Origin of the sequence: Mucilaginibacter gossypii, from assembly GCF_900100945.1 — a bacterium.
In the GTDB taxonomy this organism is placed as follows: domain Bacteria; phylum Bacteroidota; class Bacteroidia; order Sphingobacteriales; family Sphingobacteriaceae; genus Mucilaginibacter; species Mucilaginibacter gossypii.
Genome location: NZ_FNCG01000001.1, coordinates 391612 through 412553 on the forward strand (window position 1 = coordinate 391612; position 20942 = coordinate 412553).

17 protein-coding genes are annotated in these 20942 nt (G+C 42.9%); 10 read left to right on the plus strand and 7 right to left on the minus strand.

Features of this window, described 5'->3' with window-relative positions:
- Positions 1-36: 36 nt before the first annotated feature.
- The 3 genes from BLS28_RS01755 to BLS28_RS01765 all read right to left on the minus strand — a co-directional run bounded on the left by BLS28_RS01755 (position 37) and on the right by BLS28_RS01765 (position 4497).
- Positions 37-822: a nitrilase family protein gene (locus BLS28_RS01755; protein ID WP_091162596.1), complete on the minus strand. Its 786-nt coding sequence runs from the start codon at positions 820-822 to the stop codon at positions 37-39.
- Between the two features lie 176 nt (positions 823-998).
- Complete coding sequence (locus BLS28_RS01760) at positions 999-2144, minus strand: methionine aminotransferase (protein ID WP_091162597.1); 1146 nt, start codon at positions 2142-2144, stop codon at positions 999-1001.
- 196 nt (positions 2145-2340) lie between these two features.
- A complete protein-coding gene (locus tag BLS28_RS01765) occupies positions 2341-4497 on the minus strand; it encodes an FUSC family membrane protein (protein WP_091162598.1) in 2157 nt (718 codons plus the stop codon).
- Between the two features lie 274 nt (positions 4498-4771).
- On the opposite strand from BLS28_RS01765, the gene BLS28_RS01770 reads away from it, so the two are divergent.
- Positions 4772-7348 (plus strand): phosphoenolpyruvate carboxylase, encoded by a 2577-nt coding sequence (locus BLS28_RS01770; RefSeq protein WP_091162599.1) that lies wholly within the window; start codon positions 4772-4774, stop codon positions 7346-7348.
- A gap of 308 nt (positions 7349-7656) precedes the next feature.
- Here the strand turns inward: BLS28_RS01770 and BLS28_RS01775 are convergent, their stop codons facing one another.
- From BLS28_RS01775 to BLS28_RS01790, 4 genes are all read right to left on the minus strand, one after another.
- Positions 7657-9207, minus strand: coding sequence for an alpha-N-arabinofuranosidase (locus tag BLS28_RS01775; protein WP_091162600.1), 1551 nt, complete (start codon positions 9205-9207; stop codon positions 7657-7659).
- Positions 9208-9453: 246 nt separating this feature from the next.
- Positions 9454-10038, minus strand: a complete 585-nt coding sequence (locus BLS28_RS01780; RefSeq protein ID WP_176844340.1) for a TlpA family protein disulfide reductase — start codon at positions 10036-10038, stop codon at positions 9454-9456.
- Between the two features lie 60 nt (positions 10039-10098).
- Positions 10099-10515 (minus strand): DUF6691 family protein, encoded by a 417-nt coding sequence (locus BLS28_RS01785; protein WP_091162602.1) that lies wholly within the window; start codon positions 10513-10515, stop codon positions 10099-10101.
- A gap of 1 nt (position 10516) precedes the next feature.
- A complete protein-coding gene (locus BLS28_RS01790) occupies positions 10517-11077 on the minus strand; it encodes a YeeE/YedE family protein (protein ID WP_091162603.1) in 561 nt (186 codons plus the stop codon).
- Between the two features lie 162 nt (positions 11078-11239).
- Between BLS28_RS01790 and BLS28_RS01795 the strand changes: the two genes are divergently transcribed.
- The 9 genes from BLS28_RS01795 to BLS28_RS01840 all read left to right on the plus strand — a co-directional run bounded on the left by BLS28_RS01795 (position 11240) and on the right by BLS28_RS01840 (position 20853).
- On the plus strand, positions 11240-11791 hold the full coding sequence (locus BLS28_RS01795) for a hypothetical protein (protein WP_129571264.1): 552 nt from the start codon (positions 11240-11242) through the stop codon (positions 11789-11791).
- A gap of 258 nt (positions 11792-12049) precedes the next feature.
- A complete protein-coding gene (locus BLS28_RS01800) occupies positions 12050-12982 on the plus strand; it encodes a transporter (protein ID WP_208102495.1) in 933 nt (310 codons plus the stop codon).
- Between the two features lie 30 nt (positions 12983-13012).
- A complete protein-coding gene (locus tag BLS28_RS01805) occupies positions 13013-14569 on the plus strand; it encodes a vanadium-dependent haloperoxidase (protein ID WP_091162915.1) in 1557 nt (518 codons plus the stop codon).
- A gap of 29 nt (positions 14570-14598) precedes the next feature.
- Positions 14599-15414, plus strand: a complete 816-nt coding sequence (locus tag BLS28_RS01810) for a hypothetical protein (RefSeq protein ID WP_091162605.1) — start codon at positions 14599-14601, stop codon at positions 15412-15414.
- 101 nt (positions 15415-15515) lie between these two features.
- A complete protein-coding gene (locus BLS28_RS01815; protein ID WP_091162606.1) occupies positions 15516-16622 on the plus strand; it encodes a hypothetical protein in 1107 nt (368 codons plus the stop codon).
- A gap of 93 nt (positions 16623-16715) precedes the next feature.
- Positions 16716-17792: a hypothetical protein gene (locus BLS28_RS01820; RefSeq protein ID WP_091162916.1), complete on the plus strand. Its 1077-nt coding sequence runs from the start codon at positions 16716-16718 to the stop codon at positions 17790-17792.
- A 235-nt stretch (positions 17793-18027) separates the two neighbouring features.
- Positions 18028-18531, plus strand: coding sequence for a RidA family protein (locus BLS28_RS01830; RefSeq protein WP_223266270.1), 504 nt, complete (start codon positions 18028-18030; stop codon positions 18529-18531).
- Between the two features lie 124 nt (positions 18532-18655).
- Positions 18656-19768 (plus strand): D-TA family PLP-dependent enzyme, encoded by a 1113-nt coding sequence (locus BLS28_RS01835; protein ID WP_091162608.1) that lies wholly within the window; start codon positions 18656-18658, stop codon positions 19766-19768.
- A 14-nt stretch (positions 19769-19782) separates the two neighbouring features.
- A complete protein-coding gene (locus BLS28_RS01840; RefSeq protein ID WP_091162609.1) occupies positions 19783-20853 on the plus strand; it encodes a dipeptidase in 1071 nt (356 codons plus the stop codon).
- Positions 20854-20942: the final 89 nt, after the last annotated feature.

Here is a 20942-nt window from a genome sequence, read left to right on the forward strand (position 1 = left end):
TTAAATCAAAAAATCCTTAAATCCTATGAATCAGGGTTAGATATTGATTTCAAAATCATCCGCATCTTTTAAAAACGGTAGTGCACGGCGAACTTTTTCAACCTCATCACCTATGATACTGAAAGTGTAAAGGTCTTCTTCATCACGTTTATAGTAAACTACCTTACCGTTAGGATCGATACAGGTGGAATCGCCGCTATGGTAAATTTCGTTTCCATCGTGGCCTACGCGGTTAACTGCTATCACGTACGACTGGTTTTCAACCGCACGGGCAGGTATCAGGGTACGCCAGTGCGCAGCCCTGCGCTCGGGCCAGTTAGCAACCACAATGAGCAGATCGTAAGGATTAGCTTCTATATTACGCAGCCACACCGGGAAACGCAGGTCATAACAGATTACCGGGCAAATTTTCCAGCCGTTAAGTTCAACGAAAAGCTTTTTGGTGCCGGCGGTGTAGGTATTATGTTCCTGGCCAAGTGCAAAGAGGTGACGTTTGTCGTAATGTTCATGACTGCCGTCAGGGCGCATCCAGATTAACCGGTTGTAGTACTTGCCACCTTCTTTAATAATAATGGTCCCGGTTATCACACAATCATATTGTTTGGCTATTTTTTCCATCCATTGCATGGTTTTGCCATTCATAGGCTCAGCCAATTCGGCGGCGTTCATGGTAAAACCCGTACTGAACATTTCGGGCAGTATGATGAGATCTGTTTTTTCGCGGATCCCTCCCGATAACCTGAGGGTAATATTCTGAAGATTTTTATCGGTATTTTCCCAAAAAAGGTAGCCTTGAAAAACAGTAATTTTAAGATTCTCCATAATATTTGGTTCATAGTTGATGGATCATGTATCATGGCAAAAATGCATGATGGTTGGTTGATCCATTCGGATAAAACTTATACAATTTGGCTATGATCCATGAATTATAGACCATGATCCAAAATCAAACTTATGATCTGGCTATGATCCATGAACTATAGGCCATTAACCAAAAATTAAACTCGAATTAACCTATCAACGGCTTTATCTAAAGTTTCTTGCCTTTTGGCGAAACAAAACCTTAACACATGGTGATCAATCCCCTTGCTGTAAAAGGCCGAAACAGGTATGGACGCTACCCCAAATTCCTTCGCCACACGGATAGAAAAGTCGGCATCTTTTTCGTCGGTAATAGCGCGGTAACTTACAGACTGAAAGTATGATCCTGAACATGGCAAAAGCTTAAAACGGCTTTGTTCAAGGCCTTTTCTGAAGTGGTCGCGTTTTTCCCTGAAAAATTCGGCCAGGCCAAGATAATTTTCTTCGTTTTTTAAATGCTCGGCGATTGCATACTGAATAGGAGTGTTTACGGCGAATACCAAAAACTGGTGAATTTTCCTGAACTCATTCATCAAATAAGCAGGCGCCATGCAATAGCCCACCTTCCAGCCCGTAGCATGAAAAGGCTTGCCAAACGATGCTACGATGAAGCTGCGCTGCTGCAGATCAGGGTAGCGGGCCATGCTGTGGTGGGTTTCGCCATCATAAATCAGGTGTTCATATACCTCATCGCTAAGGATCAGGATATCCTGGTTTTTTACCAGCGCGCTCAACTCGTCAATATCCTCCTTATGCAAAATGGTTGCGGTTGGGTTATGAGGCGAGTTAAGGATGATCATTTTTGTTTTTTGGTTGATCAACCGCTTAACCATGTCCCATGCAATGCGGTAATTAGGAGGCTCAAGGGCAAGCGATTTTACAACGCCGCCCATCAGTTTTATGGCAGGGGCATAACAATCAAAAGCTGGCTCGAATATAATCACCTCATCGTTGGGGTGAATTACAGCGCTTATAGCTGTAAAAATGGCCTGTGTACCACCGGCAGTGATGGTGATCTCGGTTTCGGGGTTATAAACCGCGCCGTAAATTTTTTCGGTTTTTTCGGCAATACGTTCTCTTAAAGCCATAACACCAGCCATGGGCGCATATTGATTATGACCCTCTTTCATGGCCTTATTTACAAGCTCTATCAGCTCAGGTGAACAGTCATAATCAGGAAAACCCTGCGATAGATTTATTGCACCCAACTCGCTGGCCAGGGCCGACATGACGGTAAATATGGTAGTTCCGGTTTGGGGTAATTTTGAAACAACAGGTATCATCAACGGCTAAAGTAGGGAAAAATCATTATGAACTTATCCCCATAACCGGGTATTTTTTGTATTTGGAAATATTTTAATTTATAGGTTTAAACATATTACTGTGCCGTGATTTTTAGGATTGGAAGATTAACAGGATTTTTCGAATCGGGAAGATTACCCAACAAAGTCAATCTTATCCATCCTTAAATCCTAAAAATCATGGTTCAATGAGGATGCTGTCGGTAATCTTAGCTATATCGTAGCTGATTTTATTGATAAAACCCAATTGTTCTTTCATCAAAGCATCTTCGGGTTGGGGTACCGGCTTCTGGGCTTCGGGGTTAACAGGTAGAATTTTACCTATATTAAATTCAATATTTTCAGCATGTAATTTTTGACCGGTATCGTTCAAAACGGTTATACTTTTTTTGATGAGCTTCATGGCTTCAGGGTGTGCAACCGGGATTTCCTTTTTGCTTTGTGCCGATGCAATGGTAGCGATGTACGAGGAAAGGATATGGTTAAGCACCACAAATTTATGTACATCCTTAATTTTGCGCTGTTTGCTTTTAGGTTCTGATGTCATGCGCTCAAATGCGGCCGAAAGGTTGGCCGATTTTACATAAACCTCTTTACGCGCCAGTTTGTAACTGGTAATACTGATCATTTTACCCGATATACTTTCGGCAATGGTAACCAGGTAATTTATGTTGGCCACTAACACATCCCTAAGTGCTTCCTGAATCTGTTCAAATTCCCAGGTAGGGAATATCAGGTAACTGGCCACCAACGCGATAGTTGAACCTATGACGGTATCCAAAATTCTTTCCTGGGCTACATTGAGCAATCCAACGCCCAGGAACTTGAACAATATAAGTACATAAGGCGTCATGAAAATTACGCTCACTACATAATTAAGGCGTTGAAAGCTGTAGGCACCCATCATAAAAATCACCAGGAAAATAAACTGCACGGTGACGTTAGGGATAAAGGTAAGTATGGCTATCCCAATAACGCCCCCGCCAATGGTACCTATTAAACGCTGGTAGTTACGCTGTTTTGAAAGACTGAACCCTGGCTTCAATATTACAATAATGGTAAGCAGCACCCAATAGCTGTGATGGCCTAATGATACTAATTTAGCCGTGATAAAGCCTATCAAACACACCAATGCTACACGCAGGGCATGTTTGAATGCGCCGGATGCCAGCGTAAAGTTGTCGAAGAAAATATGCGGTGCAAAATCCTGGTGGGTAACAAAAGCCGAATACTCTACATCGCCCTTGGGCTCGTTTAATGATTCGGCGGCTTTTGAACTATAGTACTTATAGATATTGTTGATCCCCTCGCTAAGTGAACGCAGGTTTACCAGCACCTTTTTAAGCACCAGATTGCTGGTTTCCTGGTTGTTTTTTCCGATGGAGTCGATTTTTATTTTTAGTTTTTCCAGTTCGATATTAAAATCAGTGAGATGGCGGCGACGCGTATTTGATAATATAATGTAGGCTATATCATCAAGCTCATCGGCCATGTTATGGATAATACGGGCTATTTCGGTAAGTACACCAGTGTCTTTAAATTTTTCGCGAATGTGGCTGTAATCATAGTGTGTGGCCATGATCTGTTCGTAAATATCAACAAGGTCCACAAAAGTAAGCACCAGGATTCTGCTTGGAGCTGTTGATTCGCGGGCCATGATGCGGCTTTTAAAAAGCAGTTCGCGCACGGCATCCTGGTGCTGGCTCACCTGGATCTGTTTGGAAACCAGCTTGCGGTAGTTTTCATCAATATCGGTATCCGACAAATAAAAATCGGCTTTGATGCGTAAAAAACGAGCTATATCGGTAACATTTTCGCCAAGGGCCTGCTGTGCCGCGCGGTAAGGGCGGATACCGAAAAACAATAAACTGAAGATCATATACCAAACGCCACCCGCTAAGATAGTTGCACTGTAACCCAATACCTCGGGAGCTGCCAATGCCTTATCCATCATAAAGATCATGATCAGTAAAGATGAAGTGCCTACGGATGCTGCCCTGTTGCCATAAACTGTAAACATGGAAAACAAAAAAGCGAAGAAGGTGATCTCGAAGCCAAGCGTAAATACATTGAGCCGGGCAAAACCGGTAATAGCAGCAACCAAAAACAAACACAGGTTGCCGGCCGCCATAGCATTACGCTTGTGCGACACCGGGCCGGGAGTATCTATAACGCAGATACACAATGCACCCAGTGAAAGTGTAAGGCCCAGATCAAACTTATCAAACTGCATTAGCAGGAGGGAGGGCAGTAAAATGCCTATACAAATGCGGATCCCATCAGAAAAATATTGACTGTAAAAGAAACTTTTTATTTCCCTGGTGTTTATAGACATGGTAGCAGTAGCTTTGTAAATAACAGAACTATTATAAGCAATTTTGTTTGTTCGGCCTGTTTTTATTAAATATAATTTATTGGCCTAAAATGACGTTTCAAATTTACATAATTTTAATTTATGTATCTGTTTTTGATAAAAATGGCATTAATTGAAGATTTGTGTTAATAAATATTTACTTTTTGATGAAATTAAATTAAAGATCAGTAAATTCACCCCCCGGAAAAGGCCAAAAGCTAAACCAATCAATTTTACCTCAATTTAATTTTTTACTATGTCGCCAACGTTAAAACTCAGCCAAAGAGAAGCAGCCTTCAATAACGAGGTTGTTACCCGATTTGAGTTATATAACAGTTTGTTTCAAACACTTCCGTTTTACCAGGTAAAGGATACAGGGATCTTATTACCGTTTTTTAGTTCACATTGTGAGAAAGGCGCTATCACCCATGATTCGCCGACAGATATTATCGAGTCGTTTTTTGAAAAGTATGTACCGGATATCGATCATCGCGAGCAGATTAACCGCATGTTCAGGTTTATTCAGTACATTGAACGGCAGGTGGTTTTATTTGACGCCATTGAAGATTCGTCATTTAATAAAATAGGTAAGTTTGATGACAGTGGTACCCTGCAAAGCTTGTTGCAGCATGCAGCCATCAGTGATGAAAGCCGGCAGGATATCAGTGAAAAATTAAAAGATTTTTCGTTACGCCTGGTGCTTACTGCTCACCCTACGCAGTTTTATCCAGGTACGGTGCTTGGCATCATGACGGATTTAATTGAAGCTGTAAAAACCAACGATATTAATAATATTGATGTATTGCTGCAGCAATTAGGTAAAACGCCATTCTTTAATAAAACATCGCCGACACCGGTTGATGAGGCTATCAGCCTTTCCTGGTTCCTGGAAAATATATTTTATCATGCCGTATCTGGGATCCAGTCAAAACTGGAAGAGGAGTTTGATATTGACGCTGCAAGCCGCCAGATATTGGAGCTTGGTTTTTGGCCGGGCGGCGACCGTGATGGTAATCCTAACGTAACAACTCAAACCACTAAAGAAGTTGCCAGCTTTTTAAGGCAGCGCCTGTTCAGGTGTTACTACCGCGATTTCAGGGTACTTAAACGCCGAATTACTTTCCGCGGTGTTGAGGAAGCCATGACTAAACTGGAAACGCTGTTTTACAAAAACGCTAACGAACAATTAACCCCGGTTGATCTTCAAGGCGAACTGTTGGAGCTGCTGCTTTCTATAAAAGAAGTTATCCTTCGGGATCACGATGGTTTGTTTGTGAATATTGTTGAGGACATGATCCAGAAGGTACGCCTTTTTGGATGTTATTTTGCAACACTTGATATCAGGCAGGACAGCCGTATTTTACGTAAAGTGTTTGAATATGGAACCCAAAATATTGACACAGGCGTAGCGGAAGGTTATTCGGAACTAAGCGAAGAAGATAAAATAAAGAGCATCACTTTTAAAGAGGCCGATTTTGTTTGCCCTAAAGAGGAAAAAGATGCTATGATCCACGATACACTGGATACCATCAGGTTGGTTAAGCAAATTCAACAGGGTAATGGTGAAAGGGCGTGCCAGCGTTTCATTATCAGTAACTGTCAGCGCGCTTCGGATATTTTGCAGTTGATTAACCTGTTTTTATGGAGTGGGTGGAAAAAAGACAGCTTAAGTATCGATTTTATGCCGCTGTTTGAAACCGTGAACGATCTGGAACATGCTGCAAGCATCATGGAACAATTATATACCCATCCGTTTTATGCCGAGCACCTGAAAAACAGGGGGAGCCAGCAAACTATTATGCTTGGCTTTTCGGATAGTACTAAGGATGGCGGTTACCTGATGGCTAACTGGTCAATATATAAAGCTAAAGTTGAGCTTACCGCGATGGCCCGCAAATACGGCATCCAGCTGGCGTTTTTTGATGGCAGGGGAGGGCCACCTGCCCGCGGTGGTGGTAAAACACACCGTTTTTATGCATCGATGGGTAAAGAAATTGCTAACGAGCATATCCAGTTAACTATACAGGGGCAAACCGTTAGTTCGCAATATGGTTCGGTTGAAACTGCCCAATTTAATATGGAGCAACTGATCAACGCAGGTATTATCTCAGCTTTGCACCCTAACCGTAACGATCTGCTGGATAACCGTCATAAGGAACTCATTCAGCAAATGGCCGATGTAAGCTATAAGCTGTTTATTGATCTGCGTGCACATCCGCTGTTTGTTGAATACCTCGAAAAATTCAGTCCACTGAAATTATTATCAAGGATTAATATCAGCAGCCGCCCAACTAAACGTAATGCAGGGGCTCAATTGAAACTGGAAGACCTTAGGGCTATCAGCTTTGTAACTTCATGGAGTCAGTTAAAACAAAGTATCCCCGGTTTTTATGGTGTGGGTACAGCACTTAAACAGGTTAAAGAAACTGGCGGTTGGGACGAGATTAAAGAGCTTTATCAAACTTCGGGTTTCTTTAAAACTATGCTGGATAACTGTATGATGTCGATGTCGAAGTCGGACTTCAGGGTTACAGCGTACCTGGAACAGGATGAAAAATTTGGCGCTTTCTGGAAAATGCTTCGCGATGAGTTTATTCTTACCCGCGAAATGTTGCTTGAACTAACCGGCAGCACCGTACTGATGGAAGAATATCCGGTTGAACGTCGTTCTATTGCTATTCGCGAAAAAATAGTGTTACCGCTGGTGATCATTCAGCACTACGCCCTGCAATGTATCAATTATGAAAAGGATACCGAGCTTAATGATGTTTATAACAAGCTGGTGATCCGTACGGTTTACGGTATTGTAAATGCCGGGCGCAATTTGGCTTAAGAGTTTATTGTTTTAATTTATATCCCCATCCACCTGTTAGCAATAGCAGGTGGATTTTTTTGATTTAATTGTATGATCATGATGGGCTGTGTCAAAAGCTTTCAAAGGTTTTTGACATTTAGTCTGAAAAGCCTCTGCACTTAAACTTTAAGAAAAAACCGTGAGCTATTATAAAGTTAAAAGCAGAATACGTATAGCTTAAAACCAATAGGTTGATTATTCGTGTTTGTTCAATTGCTTTATATGTAATAAAAAAAACCGCATCATTTGTATTTGATGCGGCCTCTTTTGTATTTAGGGGAAAGGATTTATTGCAATTCGAGTGTTACGATTGATTTTGCAGGCAGACTTACTACCAGTTTGTCACCGTCTTTTTTAGCTCCGGTAAAAGTGTTCAGGTGGATTTTATCGGCATCTTTAAATGTATTAACATCAGTTAACTTAGCCGAGGTTAATACCTGACCGCTAACGGTTTGCCATTTTATATCGCTAAGGCCGGTTGTAATGGTAATAGTATTGTGCGGATCAAGGTTAACTAATGAGATGTGTACCTTGCCGGCCGCATCCTGCGAAGCAGATGCATTTACAGCTTCAATTTTTTTGCCGTCAACTTCATAATCAGGCGCGCTCAACTTAATGGGCAGGTATTTGGCATCCTGGTGCACCTTGTACATATCAAACACATGGTAAGTAGGGGTGAGCACCATTTTTTCTTTATCAGTTAATATCAAAGCCTGCAGCACATTAATGGTTTGTGCAAGTGCGGCCATTTTAACACGGTCGCTATGGTTGTTAAATATGTTTAGCGTTGTGCCCGCTATTAAAGCGTCGCGCAAGCTGTTTTGTTGGTAAAGAAAACCAGGGTTTGTTCCTGGTTCAGGATCAGTCCAAACACCCCACTCATCAACAACAAGGGCCACTTTTTTTTCAGGGTCATATTTGTCCATAATGGCCGAATGTTTGGTAACCAGCTCCTCCATTTTAAGGCAGTTTACCATAGTGCTGAAGTATTCTTTTTCGTCAAAGTTAGTTGCCGAACCTTTTTTGCCCCAATTACCTGTTGGTATGGTATAATAATGCAACGATAAACCTGCCATCATACCGCTCGAGATGTTTTTCATACAAACTTCTGTCCAACGGTAATCATCAGAGTTTGGCCCGCTGGCTATTTTTTTCAGTTTAGCACCTGGGTAATCCTTGGCAAATGATGCATAGCGTTTAAACAGGTCGGAGTAATATTCAGGTGTCATATTACCGCCACAGCCCCAGCTCTCGTTGCCCACACCCCAATAAGTTACTTTGTAGGGTGCCGGGTGTCCGTTCTTTTTACGCAATTGCACTACAGTACTGCTGCTATTTGAGTTTAAGTATTCAATCCACTTCGACATTTCATCAACCGTACCGCTGCCTACGTTACCTGCTATATAAGGCTCACAGCCCAACAAGTCGCAAAGTTCCAGGAATTCATGTGTACCAAAGCTGTTATCTTCGGTAATGCCGCCCCAGTTGGTATTTACCATACGCGGGCGTGCAGTTGCGGGGCCGATGCCATCGCGCCAGTGATACTCGTCGGCAAAGCATCCGCCGGGCCAGCGCAGGTTAGGGACCTTTATCTTTTTAAGGGCATCAACAATGTCAAGCCTGATGCGGTCCTGCTTTTTTACAGGTAGGGTTTTATCAACCCAAAAACCTCCATAAATGCCATGACCGAGGTGCTCGGCAAACTGGCCGTAAATGTGCTTGCTAATGGTTGTTTTTGAATCGGTACTGATATTAAGTGTACCTGTTTGCCCGAAGGATGCCGAGCTCAATAAAGACAAAGCGATAACGCCGAGTTGTAAAAACGGGTTCTTTTTCATTGAAACTTAGGATTTAACTGATTGTGCAGTAAAGAAAAGAAAAATTTGTTAATAAGTGTTAAAATAACAATAAAAATTACCGTTGATGTTTTGATTGCATGGATTTCGCTGATGCGCTGCAGGACTGGCCAACGTTTTTGGGATTGACAGCGTGTTATTTTAGAAGAATGATCTTGGATATTTAGCCCTTAAAACCTGATTGATGTATTCAAGGAAAAATCAACGGAATCAGTGAAATTAAATTAATCAACGGTTGTTCCTTATAAACTCTTCAAACTTTTCATTGCTATAATCTGCCGCGCCGGAGTGCTTATAAATAAGCTTGCCCTCTTTATCAAATACGAGGGTAGTAGGGATAGTTCCATCTAATAAAGTGCCGGGTACATTGCTCTCCTGTGTATATAAAGGTAGGTCATACTCGTTTTTAAGCATAAAAGCTTTGGCTTTAGGCAGATCGTTATCTACATCAACCAAAAGAAAGGCTACTTTTGGATCGTTCCTGAATTTTTTGTAGAGTTCATTTACCTTAGGCATTTCTGCGATGCAGGGAGGGCACCAGGTAGCCCAATAGTTTATAAATACCACTTTAGATTTTAGGGTGCCTAACGATATGGTATTACCGCCTGCATCTTTAAACTGGATATCCGGTACGTTGGTAAAGTTTTCGTGATGCTTAACGTACCCTCCGGGATCGGGCTGGAAAAAATCCAGCGACATGAGGCCCCTGATCAGATAACCTTTTGCATTTGGATTAAAAATTACCAACAACGCCAATGCCATAATGAGGATGCTGAAAATATTTGAAACCGGGATCTTTTTTTGTTGGATCATAAAGTGATATTTAAGGGTCTGTAAATATTTCGCTGCTTCGCGCCTTTGCATGAACTTAATTTAATGTGGTAATTTTTCTCTGAGCAAGCCATAAACCCATGTCCCCAAAATAGCGCTTAAAAGCGTAACCGCAGTAACTGCAAAGCCACTTCCACTTACAATCTGCGCAAACAGCGGACCAGGGCAGGCGCCTGTAATTGCCCAGCCTAAGCCAAATATCAGCCCGCCATATACATTGCCCCAGCTAAATTTTTTGTCGGGAATAACAATAGCGTCGCCGGTAAGGGTTTTGATCTTAAAATGTTTAATAATCATAACGGAGATCATCCCTACAATAATAGCGCTGCCAATGATACCATACATATGAAACGATTGCAGCCTGAACATTTCCTGGATCCTGAACCAGGAGATCACCTCCGATTTTACCAGCAATATGCCAAAAAGCAGGCCTGCAAACAAATATTTAATGTTTTGCATATTATAAACGTAAAAGGTAAGGTAAAATAAACCAGCTCATGATGAAACCTCCTGCCATAAAACAGCAGGTTGCCACCAGCGATGGCCATTGCAGGTTCGAGATTCCCATGATGGCGTGGCCGGATGTGCAGCCGTTGGCATACCTGGTGCCAAAGCCCACTAAAAAGCCCCCTGCCACCATAAAAATAAAACCCCTTAAGGTAAGCAGTTCACCAAAACTGAAGATATCCTTTGGTAATAAACCATTAAAATCTTTAACTCCCTGTTGTTGCAGCAATGCATGGGTTTGCGGATTGATATTAACCGGATGATTAGCAGAAAGATATTGTGCAGCCAGAAAGCCGCCCAAAACAATGCCGACTACAAAAAACATGTTCCAGTTTTCTTTTTTCCAATCATACTTAAAAAAGGATATATTGGCTGGAATACATGCCGCACAGATGTGCTTCAGTGATGACGAGATACCAAAAGTTTTATTCCCGATAATAAGTAGGGCTGGTACAATAAGGCCTATTAGCGGACCGGATACATACCAGGGCCAGGGTTGAGTTATCAGATCCATAGTTTACGGGTTAATAACCGCAAATATATCTAATGTGAATTGGCAAAATCCTAATCAGGCTGGCTTTTAATTGTAATTGATACAATTTTACTTTTTATTTGTTTTAACAATATTGTTACATATATTTACTGGCAATTATATACCCTAACAAAATTTATTTTGGTGAAGAAGCTTATAGCGATACTTTTATTAAACGTACATCTGTTCAATTTGGGCGGATACAGTTTAGTATTTGAGTATTTTATTCACCGGTCCGAAGTGCAAATTGTTAAGCAGATCTATGAAAATAAGGTTGACGCTACCAAACTTGTAGAGATCAAGATTCCTGTACATCTTCCAAAAATCCACAGTTGGAGTGGGTATGTTCGTGATCAGGGGCAATTGCAGCTAAAAGGGGTATACTACAATTACCTGCGGTATAAAGTTACACAGGACACTATGTCATTTATTTGTATAGCCAATAGCGTTAAAACCCGTTTGGTTAATGCAAACCTCATTATTGCCAAAGAAATAAGCGATGTGCCCTTAAGTAAAAAGGGACACGATTCATCGCAAAAAAAGATAAACGCCGGGGGCGAATACAGCTTCCAGGTTATGCATTATCAATTCTTATCTTACGGAAGGACATTAAAGGTAAAACCACGCCCTATAGCCTACCATGTAAATTCACCCTTCATCGAGTCGCCCGGCAAACCTCCAAACATTGCCTGCTGATTATTGCCTGTAAATTATGAGTTAAATTAATTTGTGTGCCTGTACTTTAAGGGACGCAAAGGTTTTTTATCATTTTGTTGTTTGAATCTGCACATCACCTGTGCTGCTAATTTTAGATACAACAATTTCATTTACGGCTTTGATCATGCTCACTAATGCTGATGTATTATCAACAAATCGGTGGTTAAGCGATTTCAGTTGATAATGTTGATCCGGCTTTTGTTTTACCAATTTAGTTATACCCTTTATTTAAACGTAATGAAATTTATGTCGCTGTATTTTTACAGATGTTGTATTGTAGTTTCTTTTTTATTGGCTGTTGCACAATGTGCCAAAGCCCAAACCGATGCTGATGCATTGATGATCCCTAAAAATTATTTTTGTGCCGCCGCAGTATATACCCATGGGAGTTGGGACCATTACTGGGAAGGTACTTTTAAACGGGATAATCCAAATTTGGGTACCGTGAGTACAAATGTTTACAGCCTGGGTGGTAATTACGGTCTTTCAAACCGGATCAACCTGCTATTCATGGTTCCTTATGTAACTACCAACGCTTCGGCCGGTACTTTAAGAGGCGAAAAGTCATTTCAGGACCTTATGGTTTCGTTTAAATGGATGGCCGTAAAAGAGGAGATAGGCAGTGGTTTATTTAGCGTTCATGCCATAGCTACGGGTTCATTGCCTTTAGCCAATTATCAAGCCGATTTTTTGCCTTTATCTGTAGGCTTGCATAGCAAAAGCGTAGCCTTACGCGCCTTGCTTAACTATCAAACAGGCAGATTCTTTGTGGCAGGCTCAGGTCAGTACATTCGCCGCGATAATATTACTATCGACAGAAATTCATACTACACTACCGAAATGCATTACACCAATGAGGTGCAGTTACCAAACGCTACCAACTTTATGTTTAGCAGTGGCTACCGCAGCCTCAAATTTAATGCCGAGGCCACTTTTACAAAGATTACAAGTACAAGCGGCTTTGATATCCGTAAAAACGATATGCCTTTTCCAAGTAACCGCATGAATAGCACAGCTGTTGGTTTAATATTGAAATACAGTTTCCAGTCTATCAGCGGACTTGAGTTTACTGCAGGCGGTAACTATGTTTTAAACGGACGTAATGTAGGCCAAACCCGGTCGGGATTTGCAGGTGTGTACTATGTGTTTAGCACCAAAAAGGAGAAGTAATTAGCAGTTGGATAATCAATGATCAATGAAATGAAAAAAACGATACTTAATATATTTACAATTACAGCGTTGGCAGCGGCAACGTTTAGTTCGTGCAGGAAAGATATTTTAGACCGCACTGCGTTATACCCGGCGCTTAAACCCTCAAATCTTGACCTTACTGCCGATACCTGGAACCCGGTGCTGGTTAAAGATTTTAGTGTGTTGAACGTAGCCGCGCCTGATGCTGTTACATCACCGGCCTATGTAGCCGATCTGAACGAGATTAAAGGATTACAGAAAAATCTAACCAGTGATCAGCAGTCAAAGATCCAATATTGGAGCGCGGGCTCTGTATTAAGATGGAATGAGATTTTGCGCGAGCTTGTAGCCAAACATAATATACCACCATACCAGAACCCTGATGGTACTTATCCGGCTCCAAGTTCTACCAATCCTTTTAATTACCCTGAATTTCCGTTTTCAAACCCTCCTTATGCTGCACGTGCCTACGCTTATGTAAGTGCTGCACAATATGATGCGCTGATAGCTGCATGGCATTTCAAAAACGTTTATAAACGTACGGCGCCATATAAAAACGACTCAGGTGTTAAAGCACTGATCCCGGCATCCGAACTGCCTTCGTACCCAAGCGAGGACGCGGTAGTATCTGGTGCGACATCTGAGATCATGAAATTATTATTTCCTGCGGATGTAGCCTTTATACAACAAAAGGTTGATGAAGAAAGATTATACAGGATGGCATCAGGAGCTAATACCCGTGGCGAATTTGCTGCCGGCGAATCGTTAGGCAGGCAGGTAGCCGCCATATTTGCTACCCGCGCCCGTAATGACGGTGCAGGCAAAGCCGGCGGTTCTCCCGCTATCTGGAAAAACTTTGAAACCATCACCGCTGCAAAAGGCGAGCAATTTTGGGTGAGCCTGGAAACCCCCAAAAGGCCACCAATGCTGCCGTTGTTTTCAAAAGTTACGCCTTTCTTGTTCGATTCAACTACTGTAGCTGCAATCAGGCCCCCGGCTCCATACGCAACAAATTCGGCCGAGTTTAAAAAAGAAACAGAAGAAGTATTGTCATTCAGTAAAGACCATAGCCGCGATCATGAAGAGCTGGTTGCTTTCTGGGCCGATGGTGCCGGTACTTATACGCCTACAGGTCACTGGAATGCTATTGCAGCTGATGAATTTGTAAAACAAAATTACAGCGAAGTACGCTGGGCACGTAACTTTGCGTTGTTGAACATGGCCCAAATGGATGCCGCTATTGTATGTTGGGATACTAAATATTTTTACTTTAACCAGCGCCCGTCGCAGGCTAACCCAAATATCAAAACATTAACTGGGGTGCCAAATTTTCCGGCGTATACGTCAGGTCACTCTAACTTTAGCGGTTCGGCTGCTACTGTACTAACCTATTTGCTGCCCGATAGGGGGAGTAAGTTCACCGATATGGCGCATGCGGCGGCTATGTCAAGGTTGTACGGGGCTATTCACTATCGGAGCGACTGCGAAGTTGGTTTGGTAACCGGAAATAAAGTTGGCCAGTATGCAGTTAACAGAGGTAAGGCTGATGGGGCAGACGCAAAATAACAGGATGTTGAATTGAGGACGAATAAACAATGCGCAGCTTAACAAACGATCAGAAAATATATCACACGCTTCGGCTCGCGGTAGCTATGTGCTTTATAGGGCACGGTTGCTTTGGTATTATAACCAAACAAATTTGGTGTAACTACTTTGGTGTTGTCGGCATAGGTAAAGAAATGGCCTATACACTGATGCCTTATGTAGGTACCGTGGACATATTAATGGGCATTTCTATGCTGGTTTATCCAACCCGTGCCATAGCTGCATGGCTGGTGGTTTGGGGACTGGCTACTGCATCTATGCGCCCACTGTCGGGCGAACCTTTTGCCGAGTTCATTGAACGTGCCGGCAACTACGGTGCACCGTTTGCTTTACTGTTGGTACAGGGAGGGTTCCCATTAGGTAAAAAACAATGGCTTGCCCGTATGGATGATAATGTTAGTATCAATGCCGAAACCCTGGCTAAAGTTATTACCTGGTTAAGGGTATTTGCATTTTTGCTGCTAATAGGCCATGGCTGGCTCAACCTTATCCAAAAGCAAGGTTTATTAAGTCAATACCATACGCTTGGTTTTGCTGAACCGGCTAAAACGGCCCAGTTTGTTGGCTTGTTTGAGGTGCTGGCTGCGTTAACAGTGCTTATTCGTCCCTTTAAAAATATACTCCTCGTTTTTATTATATGGAAAATATCCAGCGAGCTCTTTTATCCAAAATACGAAATGTTTGAGTGGGTAGAACGCGGCGGGAGCTATGGTGTATTGCTGGCCTTGTGGTTTGCGGTTAAAAAAGCACCGGCTGGTTATATTCTCTGGCCTTTTAAACATACATCACATTTAAGAGCAAGTTAATCCATCAAAACATAAAAAAGCTTATTGAACAGGGTAAAAAGTTACCCTGCTTTGCAAACATATTAACTAAACAATTGCACAAAAACACTTTTAATAATACTATGAAAAAACTGGTACTGAAATTTATTGGCGTTACAACGGTTATCCTATTTACAACCTTTGCCAAGGTAAATGCGCAAGGTTGTGTCGCTATTAGAAGCACAGGCGGTTTATGCACTATGGATGAACATCCCGATAGTGTTTCCAACAATGGCAGCTGGTTGTTAAACAGCAATAACCGTTACTTTCGCTCGTATAAACACTTTGTTGGTACCAAGGAGCAAAAACAACGAATTCAACAAGGAACCAATGTTATTAATCATTCCTATACGCAGGATTTAACTTTAACCCGCATATTTAATAATCGGTGGTCGTTTGCTGTTGATTTACCTATAGTTGATAACAGCCGTTCATCATTATATGAGCATGGAGGTAAGGAGCGTTTGGAAACACATTCCTTTGGTTTGGGCGATGTACGTTTAACAGCATATGCCTGGTTATTAAACCCTGTAAAGGCCCGCCGTGGCAATATCCAGGTTGGCCTGGGTATCAAGCTGCCAACCGGAAACTACAATTACCAGGATTATTTTTACCATACTGCTGCCAACGATGGCAAAACGCTTGGTCCTGTTGATCAATCTATCCAATTGGGTGATGGTGGCACAGGTATCACCACTGAGATCAATACTTATTACAATTTTACACACAGGTTTGGCCTATACGGCGGGTTTTACTATCTCATCAGTCCAAGGGAGCAAAATGGTGTATCATCGGCCCGTGGCGGTGCACCAAGTGCCAAAGCGGTTGCCAACGGCAGTGATGTTATGAGCGTGCCCGACCAGGTAATGATCCGCGGCGGTGCAAGCTACGGCGTCAGCAAGTTTGATTTTTCGGCCGGTGTACGTTATGAATGTTTGCCCGTGCATGACCTTGTAGGAGGGAGCAATGGCTTCCGCAGGCCCGGATATATCATCTCTGCCGAGCCGGGTGTTACTTACCGTGTTAAATCATTTTCAATTTACGCTTTTGTACCTGTAGCATTAAAACGCGACCGCACGCAAAGCGTACCGGATAAAATTACAACCAACTTAACAGGAACTTATACTCAGGGCGATGCCGCATTTGCCGATTATGCCATCAACGTGGGGATAACTTTTAGAATTAAATAGAAAATTGTTTTGGTTGATTTTAAAGCCGGCATTGAGACCCCGGCTTTATTCAACCACTGCTTACAAGTTGCAATTACACTTAAACAACATATTATGAAACATACTTTACAATTTCTCTTTTGCGTAGCGACGTGCCTGCTGCTTACCTATAACCGTGTACACGCGCAAGGCTGCGTTGCTATTAAAGGAGATGGCCCATTCAGTAACATGGAACATACTACGCAGGATACTTCATACAAAGGTTGGGAGCTTACCGCTTCATGGCGTTATTTTAAATCGTTTCGCCACTTTAAAGGTAGTGACGAGCAGAAGCAACGCCTGGTGATAGGTAACGAGGTGATCAACCATCAACATACTTTTGATCTAAATCTTACCCGTAATTTTAACCAGTATTGGTCAGTATCTGTTGGTGTACCTTATCTTGTTAATACCCGCTCTTCATTATATGAGCACGGCGGTAAAGAGCGCCATAATTCATACTCGCAGGGTATTGGCGATGCCCGCATCGTTGTTAACAGGTGGTTGTTTGATAGCCGTAAAACGAGGGGAAATATCCAGGTTGGTTTAGGTATCAAGTTGCCTACCGGTGATTTTAATTATAAATCACATTTTTACAACGTCATCCCTTCCGAGCGCCCTGTTGATCAATCCATTCAGTTAGGGGATGGCGGTTTGGGTATCATTGCCGAAGCAAACGGTTACCTGGGTTTTGGCAGCGGCTTTAGCGGGTATAGTAACCTGTATTATATGAGCAACCCGCGCAATACCAACGGTACCCGCACTTATCGTGAAACTTTGAGCGCAACACTGGCCAACGAAGCTATTTCAAGTGTGCCCGATCAGTACCTGGCCCGTTTAGGTGTTAATTATACCATAGCGCATGTGTTCACTATATCAGCTGGTGGCCGTATTGAGGGGATCCCCGTTCATGACCTGATAGGTAAAAGCGACGCTTTCCGCCGTCCGGGTTATATCATTTCTGCAGAGCCTGCCCTGAGCTACGCATTTAAAAGGGTAAATATCTTTGCCAGCGTGCCCATCGCCCTGAAGCGCGACCGCACACAAAGTGTTACTGATAAAGAAAACTCGATAGCCACCGGTAAATACGTTATCGGCGACGCTGCATTTGCCGATTATGCTATCAATTTTGGAGTGTCGTTTAAATTTTGAGATTATATATACTACTTAGTTGATTTGGTGAAGCCGGGAGTGAGATCCCCGGCTTTTTTATTTAGTACTAATTTTCCGAATCAGATCGAATTACCTAAAATCTGCTATTTGCAGAACAAACTTTGAATTCGAATTTCCGAATAAATTAATTGTGCGAATTATTTTTAGCTCTTTTAATTCGTGTAATTCGAATAAATTCTGTCCTGTAGGCAGCATTCGCGTAAAATTATTTTTTATGGACACTTTTTTACTTAAAAACAATAGTTTTACGTTCATGAACACTCCCGAAGAAAACTTTGCAGCGCTGGGATTAAACCTGCCGCCTGCACCAAAACCACTTGGCGTTTATAAACCATGTTTAGTTGATGGCAAATATTTATACCTGTCGGGCCATGGTCCGGTACAGGATGATGCTTCACTGATTATTGGCCGCATTGGTGAAACAGTAAGCCAGGAAGATGGCAAGCTTGCCGCGCAACAGGTTGGTTTAACTATGCTTGCTACCATTAAAGCCAACATCGGCAGTTTCAATAAGATAAAACGTGTTATAAAAGTGCTGGGTATGGTTAACTGTACACCCGAATTTGAAAAGCACCCATTTATCATAAATGGCGCCAGCGAACTTTTTGCCAAAATTTGGGGCGAGGAGAACGGCATAGGCGTACGCAGCGCGGTGGGTATGGGCTCATTACCTGATAATATCCCTGTTGAGATTGAAGCTCTGTTTGAATTAGAATAAAATCTACAATTTCCATTCTGTAGAGACGCATAATTGCGTCTCCCTTTTGCAAGGGCACTATGCAGACGGCTTTGGATGTTCGGAGTCGCAATTATGCGCCTCTACATGAAAAAATACTTAATCCATGACCCCCAACTGGTATAATATACAGGATCTTGATAAGCTGGATACCCCGGCACTGGTGGTTTATCCCGACAGGGTTAAAACAAACATAGCCATGCTTACCGGCATGATTGATGATATTAAGCGTTTGCGCCCACATGTTAAAACCTATAAAAATGCCGAAGTTACCGCTTTGCTGCTGGAGGCAGGCATCAGTAAGTTCAAATGTGCCACCATTGCCGAGGCCGAACTGCTGGCCATGAGCAAAGCTCCTGATGTTTTGCTGGCTTATCAACCCCAGGGTCCTAAGCTGCACCGGTTCATCAGGTTGATCCATGCTTATCCGCAAACGCGTTTTTCATGTTTGGTTGATAACTCCGCGTCGGCAAAGGAAATCTCTGACGAAGCGGTAAGATTTAATGCTAATATCGACGTATATCTGGATTTGAACGTAGGTATGAACCGCACAGGCATAACGCCAGGTTTTGAAGCCCTTCAACTTTATATGGATTGCCGTGTACTGCCAGGCATTAGCCCCGTGGGTTTGCATGCTTATGATGGTCACATTCACGATGTAGACCTGCAGAAACGGGCCGAACGCTGTAACTTTGCATTTGATCCTGTGCTTAAGTTGCAGCAAACTGTAAAAAGTAAAGGCTATCCCGAACCGGTCATCGTAGCCGGAGGTTCACCAACCTTTCCTATCCATGCCAAACGTCATTATGTTGAATGTAGTCCTGGCACGTTTGTTTACTGGGATAAAGGTTACCAGGTGGGTATGCCCGAGCAAGGTTTTTTACCCGCGGCACTGGTTATTACGCGGGTAATTTCTCTGCCTGGCCCAACAAAGCTTTGTCTGGATGTGGGTCATAAGTCGATATCAGCCGAGAATGAATTGAGTAAACGCATTTACTTTTTAAATGCACCCGGACTTTACCCGTTAAGCCAAAGTGAGGAGCATCTGGTAGTTGAAGCAGGGGCTAACCACCAATATCAGGTGGGTGATATACTTTATGGTATTCCGCATCATGTTTGTCCTACTGTAGCGCTGTACGAGCGCGTTTATACTATCGAAAACGAAAATGTTACCGGTGAGTGGCTTAACAAGGCCCGCGACCGCAAAATTACCATTTAAATACCCCTGATACCATGTTTGTTATAGATGCCCATTTAGATTTAAGCATGAACGCCCTGGAGTGGAACCGCGACCTTACGCGCCCGCTTGTTGAAGTAAACCAACGCGAAGAAGGCTTAACCGACAAGCCAGATCGTGCCAATGCTGTTGTTACCCTGCCCGAATTGCGTAAAGGGAATATTGGCCTGGTAGTAGCTACCCAGATTGGGCGTTATGTAGCACCTGGTAACCCGTTGCCCGGCTGGCACTCGCCCGAGCAGGCCTGGGCGCAAACCCAGGGACAGGTAGCCTGGTACAAGGCTATGGAAGATGCCGGCGAAATGGTGCAGGTGAACGATCTGCCATCGCTTGACAAACATTTAGAACTTTGGAATGATGGTACCCCGTCAGAAAAAAAGCCGGTTGGGTATATTTTGAGTTTGGAAGGTGCCGATTCGATAGTGACCGTGAAGCATTTGGAGCGCGCTTATAATTATGGCTTGCGGGCTGTTGGCCCTGCGCATTATGGCCACGGCAGGTATGCCCAGGGTACTGATGCTACTGGCTATATGGGGCCTAAAGGTCATGAACTGCTTAGAGAAATGGAACGCCTGAATATTATTTTAGACGCTACCCATCTTTGTGATGATAGTTTTTGGGAAGCACTCGATCATTTTAGCGGGCACGTTTGGGCAAGTCATAACAATTGCCGGGCACTGGTAAATCATAACCGCCAGTACAGCGATGAGATGATCAAAGCATTGATTGATCGCGGAGCAGTTATAGGCGCGGCCCTTGATGCCTGGATGATGGTGCCCGGATGGGTAAGGGGCGTATCTACCCCAAAAGGTATGAATTGTAATATGGAAGTTATGGTTGATCATATCGATCATATTTGCCAGATAGCCGGTAATGCCCTGCACGTAGGCATGGGTACCGATCTTGACGGCGCTTTTGGCAGGGAGCAGTGCCCTTATGACCTGGAAACAATTGCCGATTTGCAAAAAGTACCGGATCTGTTAAAAAAACGTGGCTATACGGATGCGGATATCCAAAATATGATGCATGGCAACTGGCTCAGGTTTTTAAGGAATGCCTTGGCATAAATCAGTTGGCAGTTTTTAGTTTGCAGTGGGTTGTTCTCCGAAAAAGGCTGCATCGATTGGACAATGGTGGAAGTTTAGCGGTAGCGTAA

Coding starts and splice junctions, on each gene's coding strand:
- BLS28_RS01830 (WP_223266270.1), top strand. CDS start 18,028: ATGGACACTTTTTTACTTAAAAACAATAGTTTTACGTTCATGAACACT.
- BLS28_RS01820 (WP_091162916.1), top strand. CDS start 16,716: ATGAAACATACTTTACAATTTCTCTTTTGCGTAGCGACGTGCCTGCTG.
- BLS28_RS01780 (WP_176844340.1), bottom strand. CDS start 10,038: ATGATCCAACAAAAAAAGATCCCGGTTTCAAATATTTTCAGCATCCTC.
- BLS28_RS01805 (WP_091162915.1), top strand. CDS start 13,013: ATGAAAAAAACGATACTTAATATATTTACAATTACAGCGTTGGCAGCG.
- BLS28_RS01755 (WP_091162596.1), bottom strand. CDS start 822: ATGGAGAATCTTAAAATTACTGTTTTTCAAGGCTACCTTTTTTGGGAA.
- BLS28_RS01800 (WP_208102495.1), top strand. CDS start 12,050: ATGAAATTTATGTCGCTGTATTTTTACAGATGTTGTATTGTAGTTTCT.
- BLS28_RS01775 (WP_091162600.1), bottom strand. CDS start 9,207: ATGAAAAAGAACCCGTTTTTACAACTCGGCGTTATCGCTTTGTCTTTA.
- BLS28_RS01785 (WP_091162602.1), bottom strand. CDS start 10,515: ATGCAAAACATTAAATATTTGTTTGCAGGCCTGCTTTTTGGCATATTG.
- BLS28_RS01815 (WP_091162606.1), top strand. CDS start 15,516: ATGAAAAAACTGGTACTGAAATTTATTGGCGTTACAACGGTTATCCTA.
- BLS28_RS01810 (WP_091162605.1), top strand. CDS start 14,599: ATGCGCAGCTTAACAAACGATCAGAAAATATATCACACGCTTCGGCTC.
- BLS28_RS01770 (WP_091162599.1), top strand. CDS start 4,772: ATGTCGCCAACGTTAAAACTCAGCCAAAGAGAAGCAGCCTTCAATAAC.
- BLS28_RS01835 (WP_091162608.1), top strand. CDS start 18,656: ATGACCCCCAACTGGTATAATATACAGGATCTTGATAAGCTGGATACC.
- BLS28_RS01790 (WP_091162603.1), bottom strand. CDS start 11,077: ATGGATCTGATAACTCAACCCTGGCCCTGGTATGTATCCGGTCCGCTA.
- BLS28_RS01840 (WP_091162609.1), top strand. CDS start 19,783: ATGTTTGTTATAGATGCCCATTTAGATTTAAGCATGAACGCCCTGGAG.
- BLS28_RS01760 (WP_091162597.1), bottom strand. CDS start 2,144: ATGATACCTGTTGTTTCAAAATTACCCCAAACCGGAACTACCATATTT.
- BLS28_RS01765 (WP_091162598.1), bottom strand. CDS start 4,497: ATGTCTATAAACACCAGGGAAATAAAAAGTTTCTTTTACAGTCAATAT.